Annotated in this window: 9 protein-coding genes; 4 read left to right on the forward strand and 5 right to left on the reverse strand. The window is 50.5% G+C overall.

Annotated features, from left to right (window positions below):
• Positions 1 to 64: 64 nt before the first annotated feature.
• Both Pan241w_RS11000 and Pan241w_RS11005 read right to left on the reverse strand, forming a co-directional pair.
• Positions 65 to 256 carry a hypothetical protein gene (locus Pan241w_RS11000; RefSeq protein ID WP_145215108.1) on the reverse strand — a complete coding sequence of 64 codons (192 nt, stop codon included), beginning with the start codon at positions 254 to 256 and terminating at the stop codon, positions 65 to 67.
• Positions 257 to 312: 56 nt separating this feature from the next.
• A complete protein-coding gene (locus Pan241w_RS11005; protein ID WP_145215111.1) occupies positions 313 to 1,077 on the reverse strand; it encodes a PIG-L deacetylase family protein in 765 nt (254 codons plus the stop codon).
• 223 nt (positions 1,078 to 1,300) lie between these two features.
• Here Pan241w_RS11005 and nagB point away from each other — a divergent pair, with 223 nt between their 5' ends.
• Together nagB and Pan241w_RS11015 are read left to right on the forward strand one after the other, a co-directional pair.
• Positions 1,301 to 3,199 carry a glucosamine-6-phosphate deaminase gene (gene nagB, locus Pan241w_RS11010; protein ID WP_145215114.1) on the forward strand — a complete coding sequence of 633 codons (1,899 nt, stop codon included), beginning with the start codon at positions 1,301 to 1,303 and terminating at the stop codon, positions 3,197 to 3,199.
• 350 nt (positions 3,200 to 3,549) lie between these two features.
• Positions 3,550 to 4,917 (forward strand): TlpA family protein disulfide reductase, encoded by a 1,368-nt coding sequence (locus Pan241w_RS11015; RefSeq protein WP_145215119.1) that lies wholly within the window; start codon positions 3,550 to 3,552, stop codon positions 4,915 to 4,917.
• Between the two features lie 101 nt (positions 4,918 to 5,018).
• On the opposite strand, the gene Pan241w_RS11020 is transcribed toward Pan241w_RS11015, so the two are convergent.
• The 3 genes from Pan241w_RS11020 to Pan241w_RS11030 form a co-directional block, all read right to left on the reverse strand.
• Positions 5,019 to 7,262 (reverse strand): HEAT repeat domain-containing protein, encoded by a 2,244-nt coding sequence (locus tag Pan241w_RS11020; protein ID WP_145215122.1) that lies wholly within the window; start codon positions 7,260 to 7,262, stop codon positions 5,019 to 5,021.
• Positions 7,263 to 7,686: 424 nt separating this feature from the next.
• Positions 7,687 to 8,958 (reverse strand): diaminopimelate decarboxylase, encoded by a 1,272-nt coding sequence (gene lysA / locus Pan241w_RS11025; RefSeq protein ID WP_145215125.1) that lies wholly within the window; start codon positions 8,956 to 8,958, stop codon positions 7,687 to 7,689.
• Between the two features lie 106 nt (positions 8,959 to 9,064).
• Positions 9,065 to 10,078: an aspartate-semialdehyde dehydrogenase gene (locus tag Pan241w_RS11030; protein ID WP_145215128.1), complete on the reverse strand. Its 1,014-nt coding sequence runs from the start codon at positions 10,076 to 10,078 to the stop codon at positions 9,065 to 9,067.
• A 476-nt stretch (positions 10,079 to 10,554) separates the two neighbouring features.
• Here Pan241w_RS11030 and purD point away from each other — a divergent pair, with 476 nt between their 5' ends.
• Positions 10,555 to 11,835 (forward strand): phosphoribosylamine--glycine ligase, encoded by a 1,281-nt coding sequence (gene purD, locus Pan241w_RS11035; RefSeq protein ID WP_390621020.1) that lies wholly within the window; start codon positions 10,555 to 10,557, stop codon positions 11,833 to 11,835.
• Between the two features lie 51 nt (positions 11,836 to 11,886).
• Positions 11,887 to 12,648, forward strand: a complete 762-nt coding sequence (locus Pan241w_RS11040; protein ID WP_145215134.1) for a 2-phosphosulfolactate phosphatase — start codon at positions 11,887 to 11,889, stop codon at positions 12,646 to 12,648.
• Positions 12,649 to 12,659 lie beyond the last annotated feature (11 nt).

Here is a 12,659-nt window from a genome sequence, read left to right on the forward strand (position 1 = left end):
TGATCTTACATAGCTAACGCAGCAGATCTCAAAATCAGGATCAGAACGATTAAATCAACGCGATCTAGTTGTTCAGGCTCCAGTAGATCACATAGCCGCCGACGATGATGGTATAGCAGAACGTGAAGACGAGCATCTTGGTCAGAAAGCGACCGGCGCTGGCGTCTTCGGAAGCCATGGTATCAATCTCGGTTTCTGTATATGGCAGCGTTTGTGCTGTGGAAGTCTCATCGGAGGCGGGTGTGGGATCGTTCATTGATTTCTCTGCATTTAAATTGATGAAAGCGGCAAAGTGATGAAAGAGGGACGCGTTTATTTTTCCAGGAATTCGAGTAATAGATTACTCGAAGGATAAGGGTGTCCGCAATGTTGAACAAAGGCTTCGCCGTAGGCTGTGCCGATTTCTTTTCCGCGGGCGGCAGACCAGCGTTCGGTGCCGTCGAGGTATTCGTCGAGCCCATGCTGCTTTCGGAGCCAGGCACGCTGACTTTCGTGGCAGGCCAGCATTTTGATTTTGAGGTCGAACGTTTCGGAAATATCGAGAATGAACTGCGGCTTGATTGGGTTTCCAAAGTAGTCACAGCCTTCGATGGGATCGACGTAATACAGGTGCGGGATCTTTTCCGTCGGTGGTGCGGGGTTAAACAGGTGCGTTGTGTAATTGGGAGCAGAAGCACCGAAACAGGCATCGCGGACGAGGCGACTGGTCATTTCGTGGTCGCTCATGTAATCGACCGGGGGAGCGGTGATCACGATATCCGGTCGGGCTTTGCGAACCGCTTCTGTGACCCGCTGGCGGGATTCATTGTCGTGAATAATGGCCAGGTCCCGGAATTCGAGACACATGTAGTCGGCACCGAGCATGTCGGCTGCTTTCTGTGCTTCTGCGCGGCGGACATTGGCGATTTCCACCGGTCCCATTTCGGCACTACCACAGTCACCGGCGGTCATCGTGGCGATGGTGATGTGACAACCCTTATTTTTCAGGCGGGCCAAAGTGCCCGCGCATTGGATTTCGATATCATCGGGATGAGCGTGAATCGCCAGAATACGCAGAGATTCTGCCTGATTTACCATGAAAATTTCTCTCTCTGTACATTTAGGTCTAACAATTGGTAGTGAGCTTTGTATGAGACTAGTTATAATAAACATTCATAAAAAAAACACGCGTACCGAGAATACTGTTCGCGTGGTTACTTTAAATGACAGGTTCAATCCGGTGGAATTGGGAGTTGCGTAATCCGATTCTGCATGAGGATTTTGCCGGTTTTATTCTTGCTTAACAGGTAAACGACGTCTGATGGCTACTGATCTTTCCCGTTCTGTACATGTTACTCCGAAGTCCAAATTTGTGAGACATACGAAAGTCCCGACGGTGATTTTCGAAACCTCTTCAGAATTAGCGAAATATGTCGCTTCCGTCGTCGCGGATTTAATCCGAAAAAAAAATGAAGCTGGCGTGTCGACCATTCTGGGACTGCCGACCGGATCGACGCCTTTAGGCGTGTATCGGGAATTAATTCGCCTGCACAACGAAGAACAGCTCGATTTTTCGAACGTGATTACGTTCAATCTGGATGAATACTGGCCGATGGATCCGGATTCGATTCACAGCTATCACAAGTTTATGCATGAGAATTTCTTCGATCATGTGAATGTCAAACCGGAGAATATTCATATTCCCCGTGGTGATATTGCTGCTGAAGATGTTGACTCATTCTGTGAGGAGTATGAGCACAGTATCGAAAAGGTCGGCGGGCTGGACTTACAATTGCTGGGGATTGGCCGTTCGGGGCACATCGGTTTTAACGAGCCGGGAAGTGCTCGCAACAGTCTGACGCGGCTGGTTAACCTGGATCCTGTTACCCGCCGTGATGCAGCCAGTGGATTCTTCGGGGAAGATAATGTGCCTCATCATGCGATTACGATGGGGGTCGGCAGTATTCTGGCTGCGAAGAAAATTATCATCATGGCGTTGGGCGAACATAAAGCGCCTGTCGTGAAACGTGCTGCCGAAGATGAAGTGACGGATGAGGTTTCCGCGAGCTTTCTGCAAACGCATACGAACTCGCTATTTGCGGTGGACAGTGCGGCTGCAGCTGAGTTGACGGCAATGAAAACTCCCTGGATTGTAGGGAATATTGAGTGGACACCTCAACTGGAGAAGAAGGCGGTAATCTGGCTGACCAGAGAGGTCGGTAAGCCTTTGTTGAAGCTGGAAACAGAAGATTTTCTGCACAACCACCTGCATCAGCTGATTCATAAACATGGTTCGGTGGGACAGATTCGCCAGCGTGTATTTGATGAACTGCTGGAAGGAATCTGTACGAAACCCGCGGGAGTCGATCCGAAACGCGTGATAGTTTTCAGTCCGCATCCGGATGATGATGTGATTTCGATGGGGGGCACGTTGATTACGCTGGCTGATCAGGGGCACGATGTTTATATCGCCTATATGACCAGCGGAAATATCGCCGTGTTTGACCATGATGCATTACGTCATATTGACTTTGTGCTGGAGTTCCATAAGCTGTTTCATCCTGATGATCAGGCAACGTTGACGCATCTGCAAAATCTGAAGGAAGACATCGACAGCAAAAATGCCGGGGATTTGGATACACCCGAGATGCTGGGAATCAAAGGGCTGATTCGCAAGACGGAAGCGACCGCGGGGGCGGAAGTCGCCGGTGTGCCGGAAGAGCGTTTACGATTTCTGAATCTGCCCTTCTATCAGACAGGACAGGTTTCGAAAAAGCCGATCGGTGAAGAGGATATTGCGATCGTGGCTGATTTATTACGTGAGATCAATCCGCATCAGATTTATGTGGCCGGAGATCTTTCCGACCCACATGGAACGCACCGGGTGTGTGCCGAGGCGGTGATCAACGCCGTCGATGTGGTTGCCGAGGAAGGAATTGCTCCCGAATTCTGGATGTACCGCGGTGCCTGGGAAGAGTATGAACCGCATGAGATTGAACGGGCGGTTCCTTTGAGTCCGGAAGTGGTCTTGAGAAAGCGGGAGGCCATTTTTAAACATGAGTCACAGAAGGACAGTGCCTTTTATCCCGGCAGCGACAAACGAGAATTCTGGGTGCGAGCAGAAGATCGAACCCGTAATACAGCAACGGTTTATAATGATCTTGGTTTGCCGGAATACTTCGCGATTGAGGCCTTCAAGCATTATCATGGCGAATTGTAAGGTGAGCGGTGCGAATCTGGTCTCGATCTGAGCCTGATTTCGACTAAGGAGCCGGAAAAAGATTTCTGAAATCAGGGATCAGATTGTAATTTTTGCCAGCTTCGTCTTGCCTTGAAAGTGGTATTTGTCGTAAAACTCGCCACATCAAGTGTTTTAGCCCGAATTCGGGTTGGAGAGAATGTCTCCTGAAACAGTTGAGTTGAGTCTACTTGAAGAATGACGTCGCTGTTTTCTTTGAGTGTGCTTGTTCGATCATTTTGCTGAGGGAATGGCAGGATTCGCTTTCAGAGATTTCGCTACCTCGGTTCTTCAGATATTACTGACTCTCAAAGGAAGGAGAGGAATAGGCCATGAGGCATCGACACCATATCAGTACGGTTGCAGCGTGCTTGCTGTTAGTCACACAGTTTGGTTGTGGGGGGGGAGATAGCCCGACACCACAAACTGCAGGTAATCCGCTGGATGGCAAGCTGGAAGGAGTGCCTGCCGAATCACAAAATGGTTCAAAGCCTTCTGCAGAAATTAAGCAGGTTTCTTCAACCGGACCTGCATTAAAGCAGAATGCGAATTTGATCCGGACAGCCAGTCTGGAACGTGACAAGCTCGACATGGATGATCTTGATAACGACGCTCCTTCTCTAGCGGACGAAGAGGTCAAAATCCAGGAGCTGAAAGAAGGCACTGCAGAATGGAATGTGCGTGAGATCACACGTTTGAAAGTACAGGCTTTACCTAAAACGCAAAACGTTGATGAATTAAGAAAAGCACGTGCAGAGCGGAATAAGAAAATCATCCAGCTGGCGATGGAAGCAGTTAAGCAGACACATGCAGACAAGGAAAAGCAGCGTCTGTTTTCGGTCTGTGTTCGTCATCTGTTAGATGCGCATTTGCAGCTCGCTTTAGAGGGAGATCAGGAAAGTATCGATGCTTTGTACGATCATTCTGAGTCTCTGTTTAAACGCGATCCTGATTCTCCTTCTGCAGCAGATGCCGGATTTACGGTCGCCAAGTTTGCGAATACCAGCGCACAGCGATTTGCTCAGCAGGAACCGCGTTGGATCGAGGAATTTGTCAAGCAGTCTCGTCTGTTTGCTTCACGGTTTCCCAGGGAAACGATTCGTGCTCCTCAATTACTGCAAGCTGCTGCACAAACCTGTCAGTTATATGGCATGAATAAGCAGGCGCTGGATTGCTGTGTTGATCTGGAAACTCGCTTTCCTAAAAGCAGTGAAACCGCGCAGGTCGCCGGCTTAACGCGTCGTTTACGATTAAAGGGTCAACCGCTGCATCTGGCGGGAGAAACCATTGAAGGCGGATTTGTTTCGATTGATGATTACAAAGGAAGTGTGGTGCTGGTCGTATTCTGGGCGACCACCGCGAAGCCTTTTATTGAGCAACTGCCTCAGATTCAGGCTCTGTCACAAAAATACCGTAAGTATGGTTTTGAAATTGTGGGTGTGAACCTGGATGAAGAAGAGCCTGCCATTGATGCGTTTCAGGAAAAGACTTCGCTGGACTGGCGACAGATTTTCTATTCATCACGCGATAAACGAGGATGGAATAATCCTGCAGCCGTTTATTACGGGGTGCGAACTGTGCCGATGCTGATGCTGGTCGATCATACCGGCGTGACCGAAATCGTGACATCCAATGCTGGTCAACTGGAAGAGCCTTTGCGGGCGTTACTGCGAAAGAAGACAGCAGCGAATGCGAAGTAGCTGAATTCCGATTAAGATCGCTTTCAATTCACTCCGAAGATTGGTTCTCAGTCTTCGGAGTTTTTTATTGACGCCGCGGCTCTGATTGAGTGAAACACGGATCAGGGAAGAGACGTAGCCGGCTGGAATTTCTGTAGACGTTCACCAACGACTTTGTTGTCGGGCATCAAGGTTCCCATGACGGAAGCCAGAGCGGTATTGAGCTTGGGATCTTTTGCATCCTGATATGCCTGGCGGATTTCGGCGACCTGCATGGAGTCGACGAGTAGCCCGAATTTCTGGATATGAAATGCCAGTTGCAGCGCGGCGATTTCTTTAACGTCGGCTTCCATCGTTTTGTTTGTGACGACTTTTACGAGATCTGCTTGAGCGGAGCGAGTGGGGATGCCTCCGAGCGTGATGAGCGCGTTGGATGCCAATGCCCGTTCCGGTATCAGTTGCAGTAATGGTTTCTCTGTCGGTTTTAGATCGTAAATGTTGGTGCGTTGACTGGAAGCGATGTGAGATAACCAGTAGAGTGCTGCCGCCCGATATTCGGAACGCAGTTCTCCGGTGAGTTCAGGTGTTTTCAAGCTACTGAGGAATGGTTTGACCTGAGTTCCAATGTCTTCGGTGTTTTCTGATTCAACGATGTAGTTGACCAGGGGGTAACGCCGAGTCGAGTATTCGATTTTATTCTGCAGTCGGAGTGGTCCGTAAATAATGATCGGAATATTCGCTGTGCGGGAATCGGCTCGCAGGTTGGCGATGGTTTGCGAAAGCCCCCAGCGTGAAATATTGTATTCCAACGCGATGAATTCGATATCCATCCGCTCGGTTGCGGCTTTGAAGCCTGCTTTGCCGGTCTGGTAGGGCTGAGTTTCATATCCTAATTCATGGAACACGCCTGCCATTGTTTGTCCGCGGGGAACACTGGAATCGACGACAATCGCAGATTGTGCTCCTTCGCCTTCCAGAGCACGGGTCAGGATGGCAATGACACGCGTGGCACCGGGAAATGGTTTGGCGGGATCGAGCTGCATGATTGCGGTTGCTGCGGCGAACTGAACCCGTCGATCGGGGTAATTCAAAGCAGCGATAATGGATGAGTGCTTATCAAGTTGTTCGTAGAGCAAGGTCCGCGAGCCAATTTGCCCCAGGGCTTTGAGTGCTGCCAGGGCACTGGGAGTGTGTCCCTGCTTCATGGCTAAAGCGAGAACCCGGCTGACGGCAGAAGGGCCTGAGAGTAAAGCCAGATTAAATGTGGTCCCAGGACCTTCCGGCAAAGGATGATTCCAGCCGACATGGAAGGATTCGAGTGCCAGTGCCATTGCTAAATAGAGTGTCTGGACATCCTGTTTGTCCGGTGACATTTCCAGTGCTTCTTTTGAAAGACGCAGGCCTTCGATCAGATTGATTTCCTGGGCGGGCAGTTCCTTTTCCACAACGGTCTGCTGCGCTGCATCCCAGGTCCAGATTTTCTGTTTGTCAGATTGATCGTCGTATGTTTTGTAAAAGCGGAGTGCTGCGTTCTTCAAGACCATTTGTGCTTCATGGCGATTGAGTTCGAACAGGTTTCGCGGGTCTTTCTTCAGAATTTTTGCCAGTGCCTGACGGGCCGCTAACTGCACGCTTTGTGGCTGACTTTGAGAAAATGCCGGATTCCAGAGATAGAGAGTTGCAGCGGGATCACCGATCTCTCCCAGAACAACCGCTGCAATTTTACGGATATTTTCGCTGGGGGCACGGAGCGCGGCGATGAGAGGCTGGACGACCGGAGTGCCTAACTGCGAGAGTGCAAATACCAGCTCGTCGTTCGTAGTGGGGTCTTCATTTTTGCTCAATCGTTTCAAGATCGTGGGGGCGACAATGGCTCCTGCTGATTTTAATTCGATGATGGCGATCGTGCGTTTCGTGGCGTTACCCGAGAGGTCGTTGAGTAATCCATCAATGCGGGCAGGATCGGTGGCGTAGGCACGAAACGCGGCTTCCATTTTTTTCAGCAGCGTGACGGAGTCGGGTTGGAGTGTTTTGTTGTTTGCTAATGCGAGGAACGCGGCCGGGCCGTATTTATCCCGGAGTTTTAAAACGGTTTCATCGTCGATGTTGGCTTTGATGAGTTCTTCGAGAAAAGGCTTGGCTGAGGTTGCCTGGCCGAGGTCGTTGAGCTGGACGATAGCCTGCATCAATTGTTCCGGGGTTTCCGGTTTGGAGAGCAGCAGGTCGTCGGCGGATAGATTGCCGAGTGAAGTCGATTCCTGAGTCTTTGCAGGCGTATTTTCTTGTGACCAGGCGCAGATTGGCATGCTCACGGCAAAGAAAAATACCAGAGCGAAACCTGCCAGGATCCGGTTGTTTAAAGACATTCAGTCGACTCCGTGTCGTCTTGGTTGTCGGCTAATTCATTTGGGGGTCTATCCGATCACAGTCCCGACTCAACTCAGGTCTGCCTGACAGATAGAAGATCTCTCAATGAAATGGATAGAAACAGTTGTAATATACTATTCTTATCACCTTGCCCAAAACAACATAATTCAATTGTTCGTTTCAAGTCTTTTCAGAAATAAGATCTAAGGTGTCCGAATGGACATATTCTCCGCGGAAGTTTCTGTATCAATTATCATCGTTTCTAACGGCGATAACGGTTCAATCGAAGGAAGCGGATGGCTGTATCTTTCCCGCCCTCAACACATTAAAGCTCGCAAGAACCTGATAACTGTTATAACCAGACCGCGGTTTACTGGCCTTCTGAACATAGCATTCAGAAGGATCTTTTCCTGAGAGTCAGCGTCAGGATTGTTCTAAGGCAATCAGCTCTTCGTAGGTTTCCCGACGGCGAATGACTTGATAATTGCTGCCATCGACGAGGATCTCTGCGCTACGAGGACGGGCATTGTAATTACTGCTCATGACAGAGCCGTAAGCACCGGCGCTAAACATGCAGAGATAGTCGCCGCGCTCCATCGGGGGTAAATAACGGTCTTTTGCGAAATAATCACAGGATTCACAGACCGGACCAACTACATCGGCGGGCTCGCAGCCTTCGATTTCGCCTTCACAGTCAAAGGGCATAGGGACTGCTGGTTTGACGGGCCAGACGCGATGATACGAGTCATACATCGCCGGGCGAACCAGATCTGTCATGCCACCATCCTGGATATAAAACAGCTTCCCCCCTTCCCGTTTGGTGAAGACGATTTGACTGATGAGAACGCCGGAATTACCCGCGATAAAGCGGCCGGGCTCTAATGCCAGGCGACAGCCGATTTCTTTAATCGTGGGGACGATCACATCCGCGTAGGTCTGCGCAGAAGGGCCTTCGTCCGTTTTATAGCTGATTCCAAAACCTCCCCCGAGATTGAGCCAGTTGGTATTATGCCCTTTTTCTCTCAGTTGGGTGATGACTTCGGCCCCCTTCTTGACGGCTTTGGCATAGGGATCGGTGGAGAGAATCGGAGAACCGAGGTGCATGTGGATTCCGGTCAGTTCCAGTCGATCGTCTTTGAGGACTTTGTCTGCCAGTTCGGTGGCGCGCTCAATGTCCATGCCGAACTTGTTGCCTTTTTTACCGGTCGTTGTTTTGTGGTGAGTTTTGGCGTCGATGTCCGGGTTCAGACGTAGTGCGACGCGGCCGACGCAGCCAACTTCTTCGGCGATGGCAGCGATCGCGTCGAGTTCGGCTTCGCTTTCGACGTCGAACATGAGAATGTCTGCTTTTAAGGCCTGACGGATTTCGTCATCGGTTTTTCCAACACCGGCAAACACGACGCGCGAGGTATCGGCGCCGGCCTGCTGGACGCGAAACAGCTCTCCCCCGGAAACGACGTCAAAACTGCTGCCAGCATCGTTCATGGTTTTGAGAATGCTCAAATTTCCGTTGGCTTTGACGGAATAACAGATCACCGGATCGACTTCGGCAAAGGCATCCTGAATTTCTTTCAGGCGGCTCAAAAAGGCGGATTTCGAGTAAACCCAAAGCGGAGTGCCATATTCTTCTGCCAACTGGGAGACCGGAACGTCTTCACAGAACAGTTCGCCATTTTGATAATGAAACGTATTCATCGGGGAGCCTTTACGGTATGAACTTAAAACAATTTGCGCTGAAGATCAGGAATAAGCCGAACAAGGAACGCTTCTGTTTCGATACAAACAGGAGCGTTCCCGTGTCTTAGGTGCAGGCTTTATGTTTTGCCAGCAGTTCTGCGATCTGAACGGCATTGGTAGCAGCGCCTTTGCGGAGATTATCGCTGACACACCAGAAGCTGAGTCCATTCGGATGGGAAATATCACGACGGATACGACCGATGTAGACTTCGTCGCTGCCATCTGAGCTGGAGGGAAGCGGATACGAGAGGTTTTTCAGGTCATCCACGACGGTAATTCCCGGGAAGTTTTCGAATAACTCACGCGCTTCTTCGGGTGAGATGGGGCGTTCTGTCTCGACAGTAATCGTTTCACTGTGACAGTTCGCGACCGGAATTCGGACACAGGTCGGATTGATCTGAATGGTTTCATCTCCCAGGATCTTCCGGGTTTCGTAGACCATTTTCATTTCTTCGCTGGTGTAGCCGTCCTCTTTTTCACTGCCGATTTGTGGAATGGCGTTGAAGGCGATTGGATGAGGAAAGACCTGATAATCATGCTCTTTTCCTTCAAGATAGGCCTTGGAGCCTTCCAGTAGATCGCTGGTTCCGGCGACCCCTGCTCCGCTGGTGGCCTGGTACGTACTGACGATCACGCGTTTCACCGGAGAGGCGTCGTGCAGAGGCTTGAGGGCCATGACCATCTGGGTTGTGGAACAGTTCGGGCTGGCGATGATGCCTTTTGCTTCGAGTGCTGCTTCCGGATTGATTTCGGGAATGACGAGGGCCACTTCGGGTTTCATTCGCCAGTAGCCGGATTCATCAATCACAATCGCTCCTGCTTCGACGGCGGAAGGCAGAAATTCCGCAGCGACATCGTCGGGAGTGGACGCGATGACCAGCTCAACGCCAGCGAACGAATCTTTGGTCAATTCTTCAAGGGTGTACGTTTTTCCCTGGAATTCCAGTGTTTTACCAGCGGATCGGGCTGAGGCCAGAAATCGAAATTGTTTTGCCTGGAAGTTTCGGTCTTCCAGCAGTTTCCGCATGATGTGCCCGACGGCACCCGTGGCACCAATAATGGCGACAGTATCAAACACTTTAAAATCTCCAGAGAACTAAAAGGATAAAAGTCTTTTAACAGATTAACTTTAAGTCAATTACGACAAGGAATCTTACGATAACTTTCATTTATGAACCAGACGTTATAGCATGATCCCGCTTGGTACGACAGCCATTCGACTTAGGGGGTTCAAGAGTCGTGATTCTGAAGCCCCGTGTCGAATATCCCAGCTGAGCGAATCTCTGATTATATGGTGTGAAGATGAATTCGTCCAATCGGTCGGGGAACGCTTTGGGCACTGGTTGCTTTCTGAAGAACCTTTAGTCTGGAATCAGGCCGCTGGATCTCCGATAAAAGTCATAAAAATCGGCTTTTTAGTATCAAAATGCAAAATTCGGGAAGCGATGCTACTAGGGGCAAAACAGTGCTGATATACTCCACAGCAGACAGTAAGGAGAGTTCTTACAAAGTGGAATCCCCTGATTTTTTTAGAAGTTGAAAAGCGAACAGGTAATACAAACGATGAAAGTTTTAGTGATTGGTCAGGGGGGGCGTGAGCATGCTCTGGTCTGGAAGCTGGCCCAGTCAGATAGCGTCAGTCAGGTATTTTGTGCACCCGGCAATGCGGGAACGCAGTCAGAAGCGACCAATGTCGCCATCAGTGTCTCAGATATTCCCCAGATGGTAGCGTTCGCGAAAGAAGAATCGATTCGGCTGGCGGTAGTTGGTCCCGAAGTTCCTCTTGTGGCAGGGATGGCGGATGCATTGCGGGCTGAGGGCATTGCTGTGTTTGGCCCTTCCAAGGCAGCCGCGGAACTGGAAGGCAGCAAATCGTTTGCGAAGCAGATGATGTGGAAAGCCAATGTGCCCACCGCCAAGTCAGAAACGTTTTCCAATTTCGAAGCCGCAGAAGCCTATTTGGAAGAGCGTGAAGAACAGCCTCTGGTGATCAAAGCCGACGGCCTGGCCGCAGGAAAAGGGGTTTTGATCTGTGATACGAAACAAGAAGCCCTTGATGGCATCAAGTCTTTGATGAAAATTAAAGAGTTCGGTGACGCCGGGAAAACGGTGATTATTGAGGAAAAACTGATTGGTCAGGAAGTCAGTATTCTGGCAATCGTCAGTGGATCCACGATTATTCCGTTGGAAACTTCACAGGATCATAAGGCAGCGCATGACGGAGATAAAGGGCCGAATACCGGCGGCATGGGCGCTTACAGCCCTGCTCCCCTGGTCACAGACGCGCTGATGGATGAAATCATTGAAAAGATTCTGGTGCCGATGGTCAACGTGATGAAAATCGAAGACCGACCGTTTAACGGGGTGCTGTATGCCGGCCTGATGATTACCAATCAGGGGCCGAAAGTACTGGAGTTTAACGTGCGGTTTGGCGATCCGGAAGCGCAACCCGTGTTGATGCGACTCAAGACCGATCTGGCACAGTTGTTACTCGCGGCTGCAGAAGAACGCCTGGATGAAATTGAACCTTTGGAATGGGATGAACGGCCTACTGTCTGCGTGGTGATGGCATCAGAGGGTTATCCGGGAGACTATGAGAAAGGCAGAGTAATTCGTGGCTTGGGTGAAGCTGCTGAATTAGCAGACACCAAAGTATTTCATGCGGGAACGACCACCAAGGATGGTCAGGTAGTCACCGATGGCGGCAGGGTGCTGGGAGTGACGGCGATTGGCGATTCGATCAGCGATGCGAAACTCAAAGCCTATCAGGCGGTGAAATGCATTCGCTGGGATGGAGCCTGGTGTCGAAAGGATATTTCGGATAAGGCTCGTTGAGCCCTGTTTTCACTGCATATTTGAGTCAACGCCCTCATCGTAAATAGTACCATGCCTACAGAGATTCGAACCTGCTTACTGCCGTTGTTGTCAAAACCTGAAGACTATTCAGGCAGCGTGGCTGTGATTCTGGATATTTTGCGTGCCTCTTCCACCATCAGTTTTGCCCTCAATTCAGGGGCGACTTCGGTGATTCCCTGCGAAGAAATCGAGGAAGCACAGCAGGTGGCTAGCGAACTGAGACAAGCAACTGGCGAAGAGGTGCTGCTGGGCGGAGAGCGGATGGGCGTCATGATTGAAGGGTTCGACCTGGATAACTCCCCTGCCCGTTATCCGGCGGAGACGGTTGCCGGGAAACAGATTGTCTTTACCACCAGCAATGGAACACGGGCTCTGAAGCATGCCATCCAGGCGCGTCGGATTTTAATTGGTTCGTTTCTCTGTCTGGATGCGGTGGTGAACGAACTGAAAAACTCGGATGGTTTGATCTATCTGGTGTGTGCGGGAACGGATGGAAGTGTGACCGGAGAAGATTGTTTGTGTGCCGGTGCGATCGCAGCGGAATTGCAGGATCAGATCGGTCAGGAACTGGCGATGGACGATTCGACCCGGATTGTCGTCGACCATTATCGATCTCAAATTCAGCACGAAGAGGGAGTACTGATGGCGATCCGTGCCAGTCTGGGCGGTCGGAATCTGATTCGGCGTGGCTTTGAAGACGATATTCGATTATGTTCCGAGCGCGGCCTGATTTCCGCGGTACCGGAATATGATCACCAGTCAGAGACAATTACGTTAGCCGCTGGTGTTTGAGACCGATTCTG

Source organism: Gimesia alba (genome assembly GCF_007744675.1).
Taxonomy (GTDB): domain Bacteria; phylum Planctomycetota; class Planctomycetia; order Planctomycetales; family Planctomycetaceae; genus Gimesia; species Gimesia alba.

Bases quoted from the DNA above. Each gene is read 5' to 3' on its own strand.
- lysA (WP_145215125.1), bottom strand. From the start codon at position 8,958: ATGAATACGTTTCATTATCAAAATGGCGAACTGTTCTGTGAAGACGTT.
- Pan241w_RS11015 (WP_145215119.1), top strand. From the start codon at position 3,550: ATGAGGCATCGACACCATATCAGTACGGTTGCAGCGTGCTTGCTGTTA.
- nagB (WP_145215114.1), top strand. From the start codon at position 1,301: ATGGCTACTGATCTTTCCCGTTCTGTACATGTTACTCCGAAGTCCAAA.
- Pan241w_RS11040 (WP_145215134.1), top strand. From the start codon at position 11,887: ATGCCTACAGAGATTCGAACCTGCTTACTGCCGTTGTTGTCAAAACCT.
- Pan241w_RS11000 (WP_145215108.1), bottom strand. From the start codon at position 256: ATGAACGATCCCACACCCGCCTCCGATGAGACTTCCACAGCACAAACG.
- Pan241w_RS11020 (WP_145215122.1), bottom strand. From the start codon at position 7,262: ATGTCTTTAAACAACCGGATCCTGGCAGGTTTCGCTCTGGTATTTTTC.
- Pan241w_RS11005 (WP_145215111.1), bottom strand. From the start codon at position 1,077: ATGGTAAATCAGGCAGAATCTCTGCGTATTCTGGCGATTCACGCTCAT.